The organism is Priestia sp. D3YE.R1 (assembly GCF_049199565.1).
Classification (GTDB): Bacteria; Bacillota; Bacilli; order Bacillales; family Bacillaceae_H; genus Priestia; species Priestia aryabhattai.
The window spans coordinates 955,034-974,882 of record NZ_JBLTHW010000001.1; the positions used below are offsets into that span (position 1 = coordinate 955,034).

Annotated in this window: 16 protein-coding genes; 12 read left to right on the forward strand and 4 right to left on the reverse strand. The window is 39.4% G+C overall.

Annotated features, from left to right (window positions below; all coding sequences use genetic code 11):
• Window positions 1-240 precede the first annotated feature (240 nt).
• The 5 genes from ACOZIR_RS04810 to ACOZIR_RS04830 all read left to right on the forward strand — a co-directional run bounded on the left by ACOZIR_RS04810 (window position 241) and on the right by ACOZIR_RS04830 (window position 6,205).
• Window positions 241-1,368 carry an NADH-dependent flavin oxidoreductase gene (locus ACOZIR_RS04810; RefSeq protein WP_421535519.1) on the forward strand — a complete coding sequence of 376 codons (1,128 nt, stop codon included), beginning with the start codon at window positions 241-243 and terminating at the stop codon, window positions 1,366-1,368.
• A gap of 145 nt (window positions 1,369-1,513) precedes the next feature.
• The gene (locus ACOZIR_RS04815) at window positions 1,514-2,413 is read left to right on the forward strand and encodes a DMT family transporter (RefSeq protein WP_310878492.1); all 900 of its coding nucleotides are present in this window, start codon (window positions 1,514-1,516) and stop codon (window positions 2,411-2,413) included.
• A gap of 52 nt (window positions 2,414-2,465) precedes the next feature.
• Window positions 2,466-2,819 (forward strand): cupin domain-containing protein, encoded by a 354-nt coding sequence (locus ACOZIR_RS04820; protein WP_411305219.1) that lies wholly within the window; start codon window positions 2,466-2,468, stop codon window positions 2,817-2,819.
• A 408-nt stretch (window positions 2,820-3,227) separates the two neighbouring features.
• On the forward strand, window positions 3,228-5,150 hold the full coding sequence (locus ACOZIR_RS04825) for an LTA synthase family protein (protein ID WP_340141784.1): 1,923 nt from the start codon (window positions 3,228-3,230) through the stop codon (window positions 5,148-5,150).
• 86 nt (window positions 5,151-5,236) lie between these two features.
• On the forward strand, window positions 5,237-6,205 hold the full coding sequence (locus ACOZIR_RS04830) for an LCP family protein (protein ID WP_340142125.1): 969 nt from the start codon (window positions 5,237-5,239) through the stop codon (window positions 6,203-6,205).
• 37 nt (window positions 6,206-6,242) lie between these two features.
• Here ACOZIR_RS04830 and ACOZIR_RS04835 read toward each other — a convergent pair whose 3' ends face one another.
• Window positions 6,243-6,824, reverse strand: a complete 582-nt coding sequence (locus ACOZIR_RS04835; RefSeq protein WP_013058630.1) for a YitT family protein — start codon at window positions 6,822-6,824, stop codon at window positions 6,243-6,245.
• A 200-nt stretch (window positions 6,825-7,024) separates the two neighbouring features.
• On the opposite strand from ACOZIR_RS04835, the gene ACOZIR_RS04840 reads away from it, so the two are divergent.
• Window positions 7,025-7,522, forward strand: a complete 498-nt coding sequence (locus ACOZIR_RS04840; RefSeq protein ID WP_421535520.1) for a GNAT family N-acetyltransferase — start codon at window positions 7,025-7,027, stop codon at window positions 7,520-7,522.
• A gap of 43 nt (window positions 7,523-7,565) precedes the next feature.
• On the opposite strand, the gene ACOZIR_RS04845 is transcribed toward ACOZIR_RS04840, so the two are convergent.
• Window positions 7,566-9,608 (reverse strand): catalase, encoded by a 2,043-nt coding sequence (locus tag ACOZIR_RS04845; protein ID WP_340141785.1) that lies wholly within the window; start codon window positions 9,606-9,608, stop codon window positions 7,566-7,568.
• Window positions 9,609-9,780: 172 nt separating this feature from the next.
• Here ACOZIR_RS04845 and ACOZIR_RS04850 point away from each other — a divergent pair, with 172 nt between their 5' ends.
• Together ACOZIR_RS04850 and ACOZIR_RS04855 are read left to right on the forward strand one after the other, a co-directional pair.
• Complete coding sequence (locus ACOZIR_RS04850) at window positions 9,781-10,752, forward strand: nitronate monooxygenase family protein (protein WP_340141786.1); 972 nt, start codon at window positions 9,781-9,783, stop codon at window positions 10,750-10,752.
• Window positions 10,753-10,822: 70 nt separating this feature from the next.
• Window positions 10,823-11,218, forward strand: a complete 396-nt coding sequence (locus ACOZIR_RS04855) for a hypothetical protein (protein ID WP_340141787.1) — start codon at window positions 10,823-10,825, stop codon at window positions 11,216-11,218.
• Window positions 11,219-11,245: 27 nt separating this feature from the next.
• Here the strand turns inward: ACOZIR_RS04855 and ACOZIR_RS04860 are convergent, their stop codons facing one another.
• Both ACOZIR_RS04860 and ACOZIR_RS04865 read right to left on the reverse strand, forming a co-directional pair.
• Complete coding sequence (locus ACOZIR_RS04860; RefSeq protein WP_340141788.1) at window positions 11,246-12,598, reverse strand: cation:dicarboxylate symporter family transporter; 1,353 nt, start codon at window positions 12,596-12,598, stop codon at window positions 11,246-11,248.
• A 232-nt stretch (window positions 12,599-12,830) separates the two neighbouring features.
• Entirely contained in the window at window positions 12,831-13,595 is a 765-nt protein-coding gene (locus ACOZIR_RS04865) for a sulfite exporter TauE/SafE family protein (protein ID WP_045294635.1), read from the reverse strand.
• 271 nt (window positions 13,596-13,866) lie between these two features.
• Here ACOZIR_RS04865 and ACOZIR_RS04870 point away from each other — a divergent pair, with 271 nt between their 5' ends.
• The 4 genes from ACOZIR_RS04870 (at window position 13,867) to ACOZIR_RS04885 (ending at window position 19,826) form a co-directional block, all read left to right on the forward strand.
• Window positions 13,867-15,141 (forward strand): ATP-binding protein, encoded by a 1,275-nt coding sequence (locus ACOZIR_RS04870; RefSeq protein ID WP_045294634.1) that lies wholly within the window; start codon window positions 13,867-13,869, stop codon window positions 15,139-15,141.
• A gap of 145 nt (window positions 15,142-15,286) precedes the next feature.
• Window positions 15,287-16,303: a LacI family DNA-binding transcriptional regulator gene (locus ACOZIR_RS04875; RefSeq protein WP_045294633.1), complete on the forward strand. Its 1,017-nt coding sequence runs from the start codon at window positions 15,287-15,289 to the stop codon at window positions 16,301-16,303.
• An 88-nt stretch (window positions 16,304-16,391) separates the two neighbouring features.
• Window positions 16,392-18,512, forward strand: a complete 2,121-nt coding sequence (locus ACOZIR_RS04880) for an amylo-alpha-1,6-glucosidase (protein WP_045294631.1) — start codon at window positions 16,392-16,394, stop codon at window positions 18,510-18,512.
• Between the two features lie 72 nt (window positions 18,513-18,584).
• Window positions 18,585-19,826, forward strand: coding sequence for an ABC transporter substrate-binding protein (locus tag ACOZIR_RS04885; RefSeq protein WP_310878496.1), 1,242 nt, complete (start codon window positions 18,585-18,587; stop codon window positions 19,824-19,826).
• Window positions 19,827-19,849: the final 23 nt, after the last annotated feature.

Consider the following 19,849-nt stretch of genomic DNA (forward strand, 5'->3'; position numbering starts at 1 on the left):
AATGATTTGAGCTCGAATGAAAATTAATCCAAATCCATGTAAAATTTATAAATATCGTCATTTTTTAGTAGAAGGAGCAAAAGTCAAATTTATTGACAGTATAAACTGTACAGATTAAAATCACAGTATATTTTAAAGTTACAGTTTTAAATGACACATATTAATATTATAGGAAGGGAAACAGTTTCTACCTATAATATGCCACTATTTTTGACCGTATCATTTTTGGAGGGAAATAAAATGACAAATAAAAAGTATGAGCCGCTTTTACAGCCATTTACTTTTTTAAATGGCATCAAATTAGATAACCGCGTTATTCTTGCGCCTATGACAAATTTTTCATCAAATGAAGATGGAACAGTATCAAATGCAGAAATAGACTACTATGTACGACGTTCAAAAGGTGTTAGCATGGTCATTACAGCATGTACATACGGAACGCCGAACGGCAAAGGATTTCACGGAGAGTTTGCTGCAGACAGCGATGAAATGATTCCTAGCCTGAGCCGTTTAGCAACAGCAATTAAAAATCAAGGAGCAAGAGCAGTTCTTCAAATTTTCCACGGAGGCCGCATGTGTCCGCCTGAGCTTGTTCCAAATGGAGAGGTTGTTAGCGCAAGTGCTGTTGCCGCAGAACAAGAAGGAGCACCGGTGCCTCGAGAGTTAACAAATGAAGAAATCGAAGGCATTATTCATGATTTTGGTGAGATGACGCGCCGTGCTATTGAAGCAGGATTTGACGGAGTTGAAATCCATGGAGCAAATAACTATTTAATTCAGCAGTTCTTTTCTCCGCATTCTAATCGCCGCGAAGATAAATGGGGTGGCAGCGTAGAAAAACGCTTAACATTCCCGCTAGCAATCGTAGACGAAGTAAAACAAGCCGTTTCTAAACATGCAAAAGAGCCATTTTTAGTAGGCTATCGCTTCTCGCCAGAAGAGCCTGAAACGCCTGGAATTACAATGGCTGATACGTTGAAATTAGTTGATGCACTAGCAGAGAAAGACCTTGATTACCTTCATGTATCGCTAATGGAATTCTGGTCAAAACCGCGCCGCGGCGTGGAAGATACTCGTTCACGTATTGAAATTATTCAAGAGCGAGTAGGAAGCCGCGTGCCTGTGATGGGCGTAGGTTCTATTCATACAGCAGACGAAGCAGCAGCGGCTCTTGAAACGGGCATTCCACTGCTTGCGATTGGCCGCGAATTAATTATGGATCCAGACTGGGTTCAAAAAGTCAAAGAAGGCCGCGAAAATGAAATTGTGACAACATTAAGCAAAAAAGATCAGGAAAAGCTTGTGATTCCTGACCCGCTCTGGCAAGCTGTTATTAACACGCCAGGCTGGTTCCCGGTTGAAGATTAAAAGAAAGACAGAAAAGCGCAAAGACGATGGGACTGAACCCCATGTCTTTGCGCTTTTTTATGGAATATCGCTTTTGAGCCATTAATTTACAAATGGACTTTTTTGTGTTTGAATAGTAATAGTTTTCTGGAAATGAGGTGAAAAAATGAAAGCAGGCCCAATGATAAAAATGATGGTTTCAATGAGTATTTTTGGTTCAATTGGCTTTTTCTCCACACAAACTGGACTGCCTTCTTTTGATTTAGTATTTGTCCGCTGCATTTGTGCAACGCTTTTTCTCGGAATGTGCTGGTTTGTAACGGGTGAGTATAAAAGGGAAAAATGGAATGCCAAAGAAATAAAGCAGATTTTACTGTGCGGAATATTTCTTGTGTTTAACTGGGTATTTCTATTTAAAGCATTTGAAATGATGTCCGTTACGGTAGCTATCTCTATTTATCATCTTGCCCCCGTTTTAGTATTGCTTCTGGGAAGCTTTATCTTTAAGGAGAAATTAACGGTTCTTGGCGTGATGTCTATCATCATTTGTTTTGTAGGAACACTTCTGATTATTGGGGTGAAGGAACTTACGACTGATGGCTTCATGTCGTCAGGAATACTGTGGGCGCTTTTAGCCGCTTTGTTTTATGCATGCACGACGCTGCTTGGCAAAGGAATTATTCATACGAGTGCTTATGCTGTTACATTCCTTCAGACTTTTGTAGGGATTTTTCTATTATTGCCGTTTGTTCATTTTAGTGATTTTCATTTCCTAACAGCGGCCAACTGGACAGCTATTTTAGTAACAGGCTTTGTACATACTGGTTTAGTGTATTATTTGTTTTTCGACAGCCTGCGTTACTTAAAAACTCAGGTAATTTCAGTTCTGGTATTTTTAGACCCGGCCGTTGCCATTTTATTAGATACAGCGTTTACGGGATTTCGGCCGACGCTTTTTCAGTTTGCAGGCATTGTTTTGATTTTTTTAGGAATGCTTTTTACTTTGAAGCCAAAACCTTCAGCTAAAAAAATATTTCCACATAGCAAGATTAAAAAGATCACATAGAATTTCAATTTCATCTGCAGGTCTTCATTTATTAGAAAAAGGGGAGCTAGTCATGAAAGTCAGTAAGCAAAACGCAGAACACTACGCGTGGGGAGGGAAATGCGATGGGTGGCATCTAGTGAAAAATAAAGACGTAAGTATTATTCATGAGCGCATGCCCCCTCATACGAAAGAGGTAAGGCATTATCACACGAGAGCGCATCAATTTTTCTTTGTGCTAAAAGGAACAGCTGCTCTAGAAGTAGACGGAACTATTTATGATGTAAAAGCACATGAAGGAGTAGAAGTGCTTCCGTCCATTCCTCATCAAATGATGAATCGTTCGAGCGAAGAGATTGAGTTTCTTGTTATTTCACAGCCCTTTGCACAGGGAGACCGCATAGCTGTTGATGAAGACGAAAACTAAGAATAGACAAGTCTATTTTTACTAGTCCTAACAGTAAGCGAAGAATACCGTCCAGTACAATAGTACCTTTTCATTCAGCAAGTGAAATATTATGCCTAATAAAATAAAAATACTTTTATTGCAGAGCAGAAATGTGGTAAATTAATATGTATGCAATATAGGGAGAACAAAATTTACAAATTAACAATTGTGTAATAATACCATCACGATAAAAAAATAAGAGATTGCCAGTTGAAAATGTAAATTTTGTAGATGACTAAAAAAAGAGATGAAGATGATATTGTTTGACAAATTGAATCATTTTCAGGTAATCTTTTGCAGGACGTAACCGTTACGATTTAATGTAGGGGACTTTCCTGAGGTTAGCTGAACATGAAATCTCTACTTTTTAGTGAAAGGAATTTGAAAATGAAAAAACTATTTTCAAAGCCGTTGTTTTACTTTTTTATAGCGGTTTTATTCATGTGGATCAAGTCTTACATGTCTTACAAAGTGGAGTTCAACTTAGATATAAGTGACTCAATGCAAAAAACGTTATTGTTTATTAATCCAATTAGTTCAACTTTGATCTTTTTAGGGTTAGCATTGTTTGCAAAAGGAAAAAGAGCCATCGTTTGGACGCTTATCCTTAGCACAATTATGACGGTCATTTTGTACAGCAATATTTTATATTATCGTTTTTTCAATGACTTCGTTACATTGCCTACTTTAACGCAAACAAGCAATGTGGGTCATTTAGGAGGCAGTATCGCTGATTTACTAAAAGCGCATGATATTCTATATTTTGTAGATATCATTTTACTGATTGCGCTATTGTTTGTTAGAAAAATCGAATGGCCAAAAGCACGTCTTAAATTCCGCTATACGTTCATGGTGTTAGCGGCAGGAGCTATCGCATTTGCAATTAACTTGCACTATGCTGAAAAAGATCGCCCTGAATTATTAACAAGAACATTTGACCGCAACTACCTAGTGAAATATTTAGGAGCATACAACTATACGGTGTATGATGCAGTTCAAACGTTTCAAAACTCAAAGCAGCGAGCATTCGCAAGCAGTGATGACTTAACAACAGTAAAAAACTTCAGTACAAGTCACTATGCAGCTCCAAACATTGAGTATGCCGGTAAAGCAAAAGGAAAAAACATTATTAAAATTCATCTAGAATCATTTCAGTCATTCCTAATTAATTACAAGTTAAACGGACAAGAAGTAACGCCGTTTTTAAATTCATTAGCAAATGGAAATGAATTTATGTATTTTGATAACTTCTTCCATCAAACAGGACAAGGTAAAACGGCTGATGCAGAGCTTATGATGGATACGTCATTATATGGCTTGCCTCAAGGATCAGCATTTAGCTTAAAAGGCCGCAACACGTACCAAGCAGCACCAGCGATCTTAGATCAAGAGGGCGGCTATACAAGTGCTGTGTTACACGGAGATTATAAAACGTTCTGGAACCGTAATGAAATTTACAAACAGTTCGGTGTGGATAAATTCTTTGACGCAAGTTATTACAATATGACTGGTGATAACAAAGTAAACTATGGATTAAAAGATAAGCCATTCTTCAAAGAATCGATGCCAATGCTGCAGTCATTGAAGCAGCCGTTCTATGCGCATATGATTACATTAACAAACCATTTCCCATTCGTTCTTGATAAAGGCGATGCTAGCATTGAGCCGGCAAACACAGGAGATGGAACGGTAGACCGTTATTTCCAAACGGCTCGTTATTTGGATGAATCACTGCAAGAATTCTTTACAGAGCTAAAAGCTTCAGGCTTATATGATAACTCAGTTATTATGATTTACGGTGACCACTACGGTATTTCTGAAAATCATAACAAAGCGATGGAAAAAGTTCTTGGCGAGAAAATTACGCCATATAAAAACGCTCAGCTTCAACGCGTACCGTTCTTCCTCCACGTGCCAGGTGTAAAAGGTGGAGTGAACCATACGTACGGCGGTGAAATTGACGTAGTACCTACGCTTCTTCACTTAGTGGGAATTGATAGTAAAGAGTATGTTCAATTCGGTACAGATTTATTATCAAAAGACCATGATCAGGTAGTAGCATTTAGAAACGGTGATTATGTTTCTCCGAAATACACGTCAGTTGACGGCAAGTATTACGATACAAACACAGGAGAAAGAATCACAGCAACAGACGAAGCGAAAGCTTATAAAAAGAAAGTTGGAAGAGAGCTAGAACTTTCTGATAAAGTGTTATACGGTGATTTATTACGATTTAATAAATTAGATGACTTTAAACCGGTCGATCCATCAAAATACATGTATGGAAAAGACCAAGAAACAGAAAAGTAATGTAAGCTTTCACACCATACAATCCAAACAAGCAAGTAGAGGAGCTTTTTAAAAGCTTAGCTACTTGCTTGTTTTATGAGAACTTCATTGAAAAGAAAGCTGGTGACAGAAACGTGGAGCGAACAAGACGCAAAAGAAGAAGAAGAGTTCGATGGGGCAGAGTGTTCTTTGCTTTGTTGTTCCTTTTTATTATCGTTGGAGGCATATACAGCTATTTCCAATATAAGCAAGGGCTATCGATGGCAAGCGATGGTAAATATGCGGATGACGGCACGACATTTGAACAGTTTCAAGGCAGTCTCCCGAATAACGGCGAAGTAAATATGCTGCTGTTAGGAAGTGACTCGCGCGGGGAAAAGCATTCTCGTACAGACTCTATTTTAATTGCTCACTACGATTCTAAAAGCAAACACCCGAAAATTGTTTCCCTTATGAGGGATATGTATGTGGATATTCCAGGACACGGCAAGCAAAAGCTGAATGCTGCTTACGCGTTCGGAGGTCCTGAGCTGCTGCGCCAAACGATCAAACAAAATTTTGATATTGATATTAACTATTATGCAGTTGTGGACTTCGAAGGATTTTCAAAAATTGTAGATACGATTGCGCCTGATGGCATTGAAGTAACCGTGCCTCACGATATGTCTTCGGGAATTGGTATGACGCTTCACAAAGGTACCCAAGTTTTACACGGTGAACAGCTGCTTGGCTACGTACGTTTTCGCCATGATAACATGAGTGATTTTGGACGCGTTCAGCGCCAGCAAGAAGTCGTTTTAAAGCTTAAAAATGAAGTAGCAAGCCTAAATAGCGTGTTTAAAATACCAAAGCTTCTCGGCGTAATGGATCCTTACATCGATACAAATTTAGATACAAAAAGCATGATGCTTCTGGCTAAAGATGTGGTAACAGGAAACATGAAAGATGTTCAAAGCCTGCGACTGCCGTTAGACGGATCATTTGAAAACAAAACGTATAGCGGCGTTGGTATGGTGCTTGATATTGATTTAGATAAAAATAAAGAAGCGCTGCAAGAATTCTTAAATGACAAATAAAGAAAATCCTCGAGACGCCTGTCTCGAGGATTTTTCCTTATACATAGACGATAATGCGTTTGAATGATGTAATCAAACTGGTGACTATACCGGAGCATACAACAATGAATAATGAATAAATAGCTGTATCGTTTTGAAGCAGTAAAATACCTGAAATAATAATAGATGCGTCAATCACTAAAATGATGATGCCGGGGTTTAAAGATAACCATTTCGCAAGTATCAGAGAAAATAAATCGACCCCGCCTTGACTTGCGTGCTGCCGGAGCATGATGCCGGTTCCGATTCCGTTAAAAACACCTCCAAGGCAAGCGCTTAAGATAATGGGAAGGTGAAAAATCCCGTGAAGCGGAAACAGCAAATCAATCATAACGGCTGAGAGAACCATGCCATAGATAGCATTTAAAAAATAAGAGCGGTTAAAGCCTAGGGCGAGAAGATAAATCGGCAAGTTTAAGCAAAAAATCATCACGCCTACTTTATAACCAAGTAAATAATTAATGATTAAGCTAATTCCCGTAATGCCTCCTGTTACAAGCTGAAGCGGAAGAATAAAAACGTTAATCCCGATACTAACAAACACACTGCCAATTCCAATTGCAATCAATTTTTTGTACATGCTGTCTCATCCTTGTCTATGAATCTCTTTATATGTATATGAAGACAAGCAGAGTTTCAGCACAAAGACTGCTTCAGAAACTATAATGCTCGGATTAAATATATGCAAAGGAAGCTGCTTTGAGATGCAAATGAGTTGCATAAACATTCTTCACCATAGACAATAAGAATTAACGAAGAAGGTAAATGGAGGAGAAAAAATTGATCGTTCGAAAAGCTAGAGAAGAAGAAACATCATCTATTGAAACAGTGACGCTTGCTGCTTATGAGCAATATGCAGCTGTAAAATCAGAAGCACACTGGAAAAGATATCGAAAGGGAATTTTACATACCCTGAGTGAAGAAAAGAAATTTGAGTGCATGGTAGCTGAAATCGATGGAGAAATGGTAGGAAGCGTGTTGTTTTATCCCCCAAATACGGATGTATATGGAGGGTTGTTAAAGCCATTTCCATGGGCTGAAATTCGTCTGCTGGCAGTTGCTCCGTCGCATCGCCGAAAAGGAGTCGCCAATGCGCTTCTTGAAGCGTGTGAAAAAAAATCTCGGGAGCTAGGGTGTTCTTATTTAGGTTTACATACAGATCATTCAATGGAACATGCCATTAAGCTTTACACTAAAAGAGGTTACGTCCGCTTCCCAGATAACGATTTTTATCCGGTCAAAGATTTGCACGTCATGGCATTTAGAAAATCAGTTTAATCAAAAAAGCCTTTGAAATCATTGATTTCAAAGGCTTTTGTATTTATATAACGTGACGATTCCAGTGGCGGTGAGCTGAAATAGCTTCAATAAATTCATCTGTAAAGCGTGTAGTTTCTCCAGTTACGACACCTGGGCTACTATCTAAGCCAGCAGCTTTTAGCCACTTAACACCTTCAGCCGTGGCGCCAATTGGTTTAAAATGCTCGAATGCTTCTTGAGCAAACGTCAGTGCTTCTTTACGAAACTTCTCATCAGCTGACGAACTTCCGACAACATAAACCGCATCGAATAAGACAGAATCACTTGTTAAGAACGTGTGCTGTACTTCAAGTTCTGACCCGTCTGTTCCTTTTACGTTTTGGAGGGTTGTGCCGACAATTTCAGGCTGAATGCCCTGTTGTTTTAAACTGTTTAACACCTGTGGTAGGTCACTGCTAAAGTCGTTAGCTACAATGACAGCTACTTTACGCGTATTCGGCTTTTTAATCGTCTGTTCCTGACTAAGAGCAGGCGATGACTTGGTCACCGGCGCGTCTTCTCCTGATGGAGGCGTCGCGCCAATCGCTTGTGCTACTTGTTTAGCTAACACTGTACTGACGTTGGCAAACATATCAACGACCTGCTGCTGAACAGACTTGCTTTTCACTTTTCCAAGCTCAAAGCTGAAAGCACTGATAATATGCTCTTTTTCAGGGTCGCTCATGCTATTCCAAAATAGCGTTGCCTGTGAAAAGTGGTCTTTAAAACTTTCGCTTCGACTTCGAACTTTTCTTCCTTCCACTTTTTCTTGATAGTGAGCATAACCGCCTTCTGACTCTGGGACAGGAGCCGGCGTATTGGCTGCAAGAGAGTTTCTGTGATAGCTGACAGGTCCTTTGTTAATTGTTTGACGTCCGTAACCGTCGCGTTGATTGTTATGGAACGGGCATACTGAACGATTGATTGGAAGTTCATGGAAATTAGGGCCGCCAAGACGAATAAGCTGAGTATCCGTGTATGAAAACAATCTTCCTTGTAAGAGAGGATCGTTGGAAAAATCAATTCCCGGTACTACATGCCCCGGATGGAATGCGACTTGTTCCGTTTCGGCAAATACGTTGTCTACATTTCGATTTAAGGTCATTTTTCCAACCAATTTGACGGGAATGTCTTCTTCGGGCCAAAGCTTAGTTGGATCGAGAATGTCAAAGTCGAACTTAAATTCATCTTCCTCAGCTATGATTTGTAGGCCTAGCTCATATTCAGGATAGTCTCCGTTTTCAATTGACTCCCATAAATCGCGGCGATGAAAATCCGGGTCTTTCCCAGAAATTGTTTGAGCTTCGTCCCAAACAAGGGAATGCGTTCCGAGCACAGGCTTCCAGTGGAATTTGACAAAATGAGCTTTTCCTTCTGAATTAACTAAGCGAAAAGTATGTACGCCGAAGCCTTCCATCATACGCAAGCTGCGAGGGATTGCGCGGTCTGACATTGACCACATGACCATGTGAGCAGACTCTTGGTTATTGGCGACAAAATCCCAAAACGTATCATGTGCTGAAGCCGCCTGCGGCATTTCGTTGTGTGGCTCAGGCTTAACAGCGTGAATTAAATCCGGGAATTTAATCGCATCTTGGATAAAGAACACGGGAATGTTATTTCCGACTAAGTCATAGTTTCCTTCTTCTGTATAAAATTTTGTTGCAAAACCACGTGCGTCGCGAACCGTTTCAGCTGAACCTTTAGAACCTGCTACAGTAGAGAAACGGACAAATACAGGTGTTTTTACAGACGGATTCTGCAAAAATTTAGCTTTTGTATATTCACTGAGAGAGTCATACAGTTCAAATTCTCCGTGAGCAGCGAAGCCGCGTGCATGAACGATGCGTTCAGGAATGCGCTCGTGGTCAAAATGCGTCATTTTTTCACGGAAATGAAAGTCTTCCATCAGGGTTGGACCACGTTCGCCTGCTTTTAAAGAAAATTCATCTTCGGAAAGCTTTAACCCTTGATTGGTTGTGAGCGCTTGGTTTCGATCATCTGTTTTAAACTGCTCGAGCTGTTCTTGCTTGCTTTTTTCATTTACAGGGTGCTTTTTTGTCATACCTGTCTTCCTCCTTGACCTTCAATTCATAATCATTACAAAATGTGTACCCTATCAAAAGTTCACGCAAACAGAAATGTTGGAATTTTTTCGTAGGAAATCCGTTATTTTCTTGTTATGATTATGAATAAGTATTCATAAATAAGAAAATAAAAGGAGAGGGGATACATAGATGAAAACACGGGTAACAGATTTATTAGGAATTCAATATCCGATTGTACAAGGAGGTCTAGCGTATTTAGCGTACGCAGAACTTGCTGCTGCGGTCTCAAATGCAGGAGGACTTGGACAAATTACAGCTATGACGCTCCGAACACCTGAGAAACTTCGAGCTGAAATTAAGAAAGTACGTTCTTTAACTGAGCGTCCTTTTGGCGTTAATTTTGCTGTTGGAGGTCAAACAGAAGGTTCTTATAAAGAACTTCTCGATGTAGCAGTAGAAGAAGACGTTCCGGTTATTTCCATAACAGGAGCAAATCCCGCACCTATTTTTGAGAGATTAAGAGGAACGGGAATTAAAACGCTCGTGCTGGTAGCCAACGTGCGCCAAGCTCAAAAAGCTGAGAAGTTAGGAGCAGATGCCGTCATGGCAGTGGGACAAGAAGCAGGAGGACATATTGGGCGTGAGGATCTGGGCACAATGGTGTTAATTCCCCGAGTAGCTGCGGCTGTGTCAATTCCGGTCCTTGCAAGCGGAGGAATTGGAAACGGACAAGGATTATTGGCAGCGTTATCATTAGGAGCTGAAGGGATTGAAATGGGGACACGTTTTATCGCGACAAAAGAATGTGTAGATGCCCACGATGCGTATAAACAAGCTATTGTAGAAGCAAAAGAAACCGATACTGTGGTTATTAAACGTTCGTTCGGAGCACCTGGACGCGTATTGAAGTCCCACTACACTCTTGACATTATTGAGCGTGAGCAGCAAGGAGAGAGGTACGAAGAGTTAAAAGACGTCATTAGCGGAGGGGCAAACTGCCGGTATATTTATGAAAATAAAATCGATGAGGGCTATGGATGGGCAGGCCAAGTCGTTGGACTGATTGATAGTATTCCAACGGTGCAAGAGCTGTTTGACAGTATGATAGAAGAAGTGCAAGCCGGTTCTAAACGACTGCTGAGTCTAGTGGAAAAGAAGTAGAGATACAAGCCGTCATACTGCAGCAATTATTCGCATATTTATAATCTATATCTCTAAATGAGGTGAGAGAATGAAACGAATGCGAGCATTTGCTATTATGACGTTTTTAGTAGTAGGTTCAGGGTATGCAGTCTTTACTAAAAAAGAAGAAGTTTTCAAGACTCAGCAAGCACAAGTGTATGAAGAAGCAAAGCCTGTTATTAAACAAATGGACAAACTGGATATTTGGCATAAAATCAGCAGAGGGTTAACGGAAGCAGGCTATGAATCAAGGGGCGTGAATTCTTCCCTTTACTCAAAAGACAGAGTAGAGCTGGATGTGTATATGGAGCCTTCCGTTTCATCTGATGTCAAAACGCAAGAAACGATTAAACAAATGGTATATAAAATACTGGAAGAAAATAAGTTTCAGCAAAAGGCCTTTCATGTAACAATTAAATTCCTGCCCGAAAAACAAGCAAAATAGCCTTGTCTCGGCCAGGAAATTTTTTTATTAAAATGCTTTTTCATTGGCTGCCGGAATACTCTCTGGGAGAGAAATTTCAGCATTTTTGGGCTGATACGCAATTTTTCCGTCCAGCACATCATTTGCTTTTTGTAGGTCTAATAAATTTTCCCATCGTGCGATAATAAAAGCAGCTACTGCATAACCAATAATATTAACTGTGGTCCGGTAATTACCCATAAAGCGATCAGGAGCGAGCATCAGAGCAACGGCAGCTACCGGAATGGATCCGGTTGCTGCTGCGGTAGCAGAGAGAGCAACAAAAGCTGATCCTGGAATGCCAGCCATTCCTTTAGACGTAAGAAGAAGGACGCCAAGCATTAAAAGCTGATCTGTCAGGCTTAAGTCTACGCCTGTTGCTTGTGCTAAAAAGACGAGAGCAAGAGACAGGTAGATAGAAGCACCGTCTAGATTAAACGAATAGCCCGTAGGAACAACAAGGCCAACGACTGCTTTGTTGCATCCTGCTTGTTCGAATTTATCCATGAGCTGCGGCATAACGGCTTCAGTGGAACCTGTAGCAAATGCCAGCATAATTTCTTCTCGTATATATAGAATGACTTTCCACAAACTTAATCTTAAATAGATTCGTAAAATAACAGCTAAAACAAGAACAAATGCTAGACAAGCAATTGTCATAGCGATAAATAGCTTTCCAAATGCAGCAAGTGTTCCAAGGCCGTACTGGCTAACTGCAAATGCCATGGCGCTAAACGTAGCAAGAGCCGTTAACTTCATGATGTATCCCATAATTTTGAATAACACATCATTTACTTTTTCTAATACGTGTAGAAGGGTCTCCGCTGTTTTTCCACCTATATGGACAAGCGCGATGCCGAACAAACAAGAAATTAAAAGCACTTGAAGCATGGAGTTGTTTGAAAAAGCACCAACTGCACTGTCTGGAATCATATTAAGAAAAAAATCACCTTCACTTGGAAGTTCGGAGCCGTTTGTCTTCGCGTCCACCTCGCTTGTGCTTAGGTTTGAAGGATCAACATTCATACCGGCGCCGGGATTCATTACGTTTGCTACTAATAGACCAATAAGTAGAGCGAATGTTGTGACGATTTCGAAGTAAAGAATGGTTTTTCCGCCGATACGCCCAACTGTTTTAATGTTTCCAACCTTGGCAATTCCGACAACGACTACTCCGAAAATAAGAGGAGCAATCAGCATTTTGATGAGCTTAATAAAACCGTCTCCAATCGGTTTCACAGCATTTCCAAAGCTTGGCCATAGATATCCTATAGCTATGCCAAGTACAATTGCCATCATAATTTGAAAGAAAAGACCTTTATAAAAAGGTTTTTGCTTACTTTTTGCCGCTGTTTGTGTCATGTGTTCTCCCTTCGTCGTACATTTTTTGAATATTACAATAGATGTTATTTTTTTTTACATTTTAACGTAAGGTTGTTTGAGGTGTCATTGGTCTCTTTGACTAAAATTCAATAAAAATATTAGTTGAAGTGTATAAGAAGAGGAGAGGAGGGTTTAAAACATTATTATTTTTAATGTAGATCTTTAAAAAAACTAATAAAAAGCACATGCAAAGGCATGTGCTTTTTATTTATTAAATTAGCTTAATTCCGCTAATTAAAATGATGGTCGCCATAATGGCTTGAAGTGGTCTTGAAGGCACTTTAGTCGATAAACGGCTTCCAAGCAAAACACCTGGAATAGATCCAGTTAATAGATTAGCAGTCAACATATAATCAACGCTTCCAAAGCTTGCATTTAAAATACCAGCCACCGTAACGAGGAGAAAGGCATGTGCAATATCAGTTCCAACCAGCTCAGATGTTTTTAGCTTAAATAAGTACAGCATCGCAATCGCAAATAATGAGCCGGAACCAATCGATGTTAATCCGACAATGAATCCAAAGACTACGCCAATTCCGATTGTTAATCCTTTTTTCTGATCTAAGTCCATTTCCTGAAACCGATTTGGGCGAATTAATTTATCAAAAAAGACGCGAAAGATAATTGAAAGGGCAACCAGTGTCATGACATATCCAAGAGCGTGCTTAATAATCGTTTCTTGATGCTCGTGAAAAGATGGGAATGCATGAAGCGTGACAATAGCCAGTACAGCGCTCGGAATACTTCCGAAAGCTAAATATTTTGCTAATTTAAAGTTAATGGTTCGCTGTTTGTAGTGCTGAGCGACTCCGAATAATTTTGTGATAGAATTGTAGACAAGATCTGTTCCTACGGCAATGGAAGGGTTAATGCCGAGTACAATCAGTAAAGGTGTTAATAAAGCGGCACCTCCAACCCCTGTTAAGCCTACAAGGGTTCCAACGAATAATCCCATTAAGGTAATTGATAGTTCCATATTTCGTCCTCCTACTCTCAAAACCAAGTACATTGATCTGATTATAGAGCATTGTAACTCATATGTAAATAAAATTCTGAATATTTTTAGTGGAGTTGAAAAGGTTTTCTTGGCCTTCACTATTTTAGGGAACGGACGATAAAGTCATAGGAAGTTATAAAAAAGTAAATAGAATACGTTTATTTATCTATGATTACACTCTAATTTGTGTTACAAATGTAAATGCAATAAAAGAGTTTATTTTTATCTCATTTGAAAGACCGGTGAATGCATGAGTTTTGTTACGAAAGATTTGTTAATTAATTTTTTATTTATTTTATTGGCGCTGTTTTTAGTGCAGATGTTTTATTTAATCAAGTATGCTAAAAAAATTCATTGGTGGAAAGATCGTTATATCGCGTTATTTCCGATTTTAGCCATTACCTTTTGCCTTTTGTTTCCGGTTAACGGAGCTTATGTCCCGGATGACTATCGAATGGATTTACGAAGAATTCCTTATATTTTAGGAACGTTATATGGAGGCTGGCCGCTGGGAAGCTTGCTTTTTGTCTTTATTTTACTGCTGCGCTTGCTAATTGGCGGGTACGATGTAGGGTTTTTATCAACATTAATTGCTCTTCCGATTTTATCCATTCCTTTATTTTTCATAACAAAATACTTTTTACATTTCTCATTAAAAAATAGAATTATCGTGAGCACCTGTCTTAGTGTAATTGGTTCTTTATTAGCTATGCTTGTATCTATTTTTGTCTTACACGTAACAAGCATTCCTATTAGCGTGTGGGTTCAGTTCGCTGTTTTAGATGTAGCAGGCATGTTTGTGATTACCATACTGTGGGAAGCGATACGAGCAAATTTATTAGTGCTGCAGCGCCTGATGAAAGCAGAAAAGCTAGAAATTGTCAGTCATTTAGCTGCCAGCATCTCTCATGAGGTGCGAAATCCTCTAACGGCAAGCAGAGGATTTATGCAAATGCTGCAGGAAGATGAAAAAGAACCTGCTAAAAAACGCTACATTTCAATTGCGATTAATGAATTAGACCGCGCAAAAGAAATCATTGATGATTACTTGCTATTTGCGAATTCCGCTCCAGAACGAAATGAAAAAATGAATATTTCAGAAGAAATTCATCACGTCACCCATATTATGACGCCTCTTGCCAATATGAACGGAGTCGCGATTGATTTTACATTCGATGAAGAAATGAAGTTCTTCGTAATGGGAGAAAGAAGAAAGCTTCAGCAGTGCCTAATCAATTTATTTAAAAATAGTATTGAAGCGATGCAAGACGGAGGCACGTTAACTATTAAAGTAGGAAAAGAAGGCGGAGCTGTTATCGTTGATATTATCGATACGGGCTGCGGCATGACGCAAGAACAAATCAACCGGCTAGGCGAACCGTATTTTACAACAAAAGAAAAAGGTACCGGGCTTGGAACGATGGTATCTTTCAGCATTATTCATTATATGAAGGGAAAAGTGAGTGTGTCTAGCGTAAAAGGAAAAGAAACGTGTTTTTCACTTGAATTTCCACTTTGTGAATAAAGAGCAGCCTTAGGGCTGCTTTTTATATGCAAAAGTTTTAGAAATAGATAAAAGTAAACTGATTATTAAAAAAAGTATTGAATTTAATAAATGAAAGCGTTACAATCTATTTAAAGTTATCCGAAACGTTTTGGAGGAATTTTGAGTGACAACGATTAAAGATATAGCGCGAGTTGCTGGCGTATCTGTAACGACGGTGTCTCGGGCTTTAAATGGTTATTCAGATGTAAATGAAAAAACAAGGCAAAAGATTGCAGCCGTAGCAAGAGAGCTGGACTATAGCCCTAATACATTAGCTCGAGGATTGGTTATGCAAAAGTCAAAGACAATTGGACTACTAGTTTCAGGCATCAGCAGAGAGAGCGTAAAAGATAATTTCACGTTTGAAGTATTGTGCGGTGTAAATGAGCGTGCATCTACTTTGGGGTATGACTTGATTTTATTTAATACAAACACGATGATGCAGCGAGAAAAAACGTATACTCAGCTTTGTCGAGAGCGAAGAGTGGACGGGGCAATTATTCAGGGCATCAAAAAAGAAGATCCTTATTTAAAAGAAGTAGTAGAAAGCGATATTCCTTGTGTTTTAGTTGATATTCCCGTCCATTCTAGTTCAGTAGGCTATGTCACCACCGATAATGCCTTGGGAGCTAAAAAAGGGGTTGAACATTTAGCGAGTCTTGGCCATCAGCATATTGGGATGATTAACGGACATGAAGACGCATTTGTCAGCCAAGAACGTCTCAATGGATACAGACAAGCCCTCAAAGAATGTGGTTTGTCGTTTCGGTCTGAATGGGTTGTAAGCGGAAAGTTTGAAGAAAAGAAAGCAGAGAAAGCTGCCAGTGAGCTTTTAAATAAGTATAAAGAGCTCACCGCTATTTTTTGTGCAAGTGATTTAATGGCACTGGGAGCATTAAAAGCATGCAAAGAGCTTGGCCTTGATGTACCGAAAGACATTTCGATTGTCGGATATGATAATATTGTTCTTGCCTCTTACTCGTCTCCAAATTTGACGACTGTAGGGCAGGAAGTATATCAGATTGGCTATGAAGCTGCAGATTTACTAATTGAGATGCTAGAAGGAAAAGAAACAAATATGAAGCGTTATCTTGATACAAAGCTGATTATTCGAGAATCAACAGCTAAAAACCACGGCTAGTGGTTTTTATATAATGTAAAAACCGAAACGTTTCGGTTTTTGTGTTTCGTTTTTCCAAAACGTTTCGGTGAAATTTAGGGGGATGGAAATGGATTACCGTGTGATTAAAGAAAATGACTTATTTTTACTAACAGATCAAGCAGGAAATATCACTGAAAACCATCAGTATGGTTTAGGGCTATATATGAAAGATACGCGTTTTTTGAGCAAATTTCATTTGAAAATTAACGGTGCAGATCCTGTGTTATTGTCCTCAAGTGCCGACGAAAACCTGTTAGCCACAATTCTTCTTACTAATCCGCATATGGAAAAAGAAGGAGAACTCTCGCTGTGGCGAGAGTCTGTAGAAATAGAAAGAAAACGCTTTATATACGAGGGTGTTTTCTATGAAAAAATAAAATTGAAAAGTTATTTTCCTAAAAAAATTGCTTTTACATTAAGTATCCAAGCAGATGTCGATTTTAACGATATGTTTATCGTAAGAGGTTTTCAAACTGGAAATGTCGGAAAGCGAACAGGGCAAATAAAAGGGGAAAGCAGTTTAATATATACATACGAAGGAGCAGATGATATTAAGCGTTCGACACGGATTTCTTGGGATAAAAAAGCCTCACACGTGTATGAACAAGGAGAGGTTATGTTTTCTTTCGAACTGAACCATCAGGAAGAAGAAGAAATTACATTAATGGTTCAGCCGCAAATGGGCGAAGGCATCAATGAAAATATTTTATCAGCTGGTGAAGCATTTAGTTTACTAACGCAGTCATATAAAAAGTGGGAAAAATCTTCTACAAAAGTGACAACCGATCATCCGACAATGCAGCGCCTTATTACAAGAGGACTTAACGACCTGCGCGTACTGCTAACGGATGTAGGATTCGGTGCTTTTCCTGTAGCTGGATTGCCTTGGTTTGGTGTGCCATTTGGAAGGGATAGTCTAATTGCAGCGCTTCAAATGCTGGCTTTTAATCCGGAAGTAGCAAAAGGAACGCTACGTACCATGGCAGCATATCAAGGAACGGCAAATGATCCATGGCGTGATGAACAGCCGGGTAAAATTATGCATGAAATACGTTACGGAGAACTAGCCAACACAAATCAAATACCTTTTACTCCGTACTACGGAACAGTTGACGCGACACCATTATTTTTAATTTTGTTAACGGAATATGTGAAGTGGACGGGAGACTTCGAGTTTGTAAAAGAAATGCAAATGACTGTCGATGGAGCTTTGACATGGATCAATGAATATGGAGATCGAGACGGTGATTTATTTCTTGAATACCATCAAGAATCAAGTAAAGGAATTGCTAACCAAGGATGGAAAGACTCAGGAGACTCTGTTGTCCATCGCAGCGGTGAATATGCAAAAACTCCTATTGCTTTAGTGGAAGTACAAGGCTATGTATATCAAGCGAAAATGGGTATTGCTTCTTTATATGATCAGTTAAACAAAACAAATGAAGCAAATAATTTACGTGAAGAAGCTGAGCTGCTGCGTAAAAAGTTCAATGAAGCCTTTTGGATGGAAGACGTGTCATTCTATGCCATTGCACTTGATGAACATAAACATCAAGTAGGAACGATTACGTCAAATCCAGGTCATGTACTTTTAGCCGAAATGATGGATGAGGAGAAGCTGAACAAAGTAGCGGAAAGGCTAGTATCAGAACCTATGTTTTCGGGATATGGAATTCGTACAATGGCAGAAGGAGAAGCGGGTTATAATCCAATGAGTTATCATGACGGGAGCATTTGGCCGCACGATAATAGTTTAATTGTTCTCGGTTTGAGTAAAGCGAACAAGCAAACAGAAGTCAATAAAGTGATAAAAGGGCTGGTTGATGCAGCTGAGCATTTTGAATACGACCGCCTTCCAGAGTTATTCTGCGGCTATTCAAGTAACCTTGGCAAGCCTGTCAAATATCCCGTTGCCTGCTCACCTCAAGCTTGGGCAGCCGGCACGCCTTTAGCTTTCGTACAGGCGATGCTGAGACTGTTTCCTGATAGTACAGCAGGTACTATACAGATAAATCCTTTGCTCATAGACGATATGAATGAAATTTCTGTAGAAAACCTTGTAATTGGCAATGGAAAACTTTCATTAACGGTTAAAAAAGACGAAAGCGAAACTATTATTTACGTGAAAGAAAATACGACAAAATACGAGCTTCTATCTCAATGTAAAGTAAGAAATTATGTAGGTTAATGTTACTTCGACCGCGGCTTATTAAGCGTCACTTAATAAGCCGCAGGTCAATGAAATGAAAGGAGACAGCTAATGAAGAAGTGGATACTCGCTTTAAGTTTGGTTCTGGCAGTAGCCGGAGCAGCTTTAACTGGATGTTCAAATGTACAAGAAGTTTCCGGGAAAAATGGTCAAGTCGAAATTGTATTAGCCGGCTGGGGAGGCAACCCAACAGAGACGAAGCTGCTTAATCAAACTATTCAAGACTTTGAAAAACTCCATCCATCAATTCATGTGAAGCATGAAGTAATCACTGATCAATACATGGATATTTTAAAAACGCGTTTAATTGGCGGAAACGGTCCAGATGTTTTTTACCTTGATGCACTTGAAGCGCCTGGTCTTATCAATACAGGGGTTTTAGAACCTTTGAATTCTTATGTAAAGTCCAATTTTGATGTTCAGGATTTTGAGAAACCATTATTGAAAGCGTTTCAGAAAAATGGAGAGACGTATGGTTTTCCGAAAGATTACTCCACATTAGGCTTATTTTACAACAAAAAGCTATTTAAAGAAGCAGGAGTAGACGTACCAAAAACATGGGATGAGTTTGAAGAAGTTTCAAAAATATTTAAAAAGAAAGGGATTCAAGCGTTTGGTGTCACGCCGGAATTAGCGCGTATCTTCTACATGGCGCAGGCAAACGGAGGAGACGTTGTAAAGAACAATAAGGCAAACTTTGCTACGAAAGAAGTCGTGGATTCTCTTCAGCCGCTCATCGATCAGCATTTAAAAGATAAAACGTCTGTACAGCCTTCTGATGTAGGCGCAAATTCAGGTACGGACATGTTTGCACAACAAAAAGTAGCTATGGTGATTGAAGGAAATTGGATGATTCCATTTTTACAAGAGTCCTTCCCAAAACTTGATTACGGTACGGCAGAAGTTCCGACAATAAACGGTCACAAAAATACGATGGCATTTACGGTCGCGTATGTAATGAATGCTGACTCAAAAAAGAAAAAAGCATCTTGGGAGCTCATTCAGTACTTAACCGGAAAAGAAGGAATGGAAACTTGGACAAGCAAGGGTTATGCATTGCCAACAAGAAAATCCGTAGCGGATAAGCTTGGTTTTGCTGAAGACGAAAAACGAGGTCCATTAGTAAAAGGAGCTGCTTATGCAACTGTCTGGCAAGATGGTCCGTATTTGCCTATTATCATGAATAACTTTAATAACCAGTTTTTAAGCGCCTTTTTGGGACAAAGTGATTTAGAAACAGCTTTGAAAAAAGCACAAAAGCAGGCAAATCAAGAGATTAGTATTTATGAATAAGGCTCGGCGGGGGAGTGGAGGAA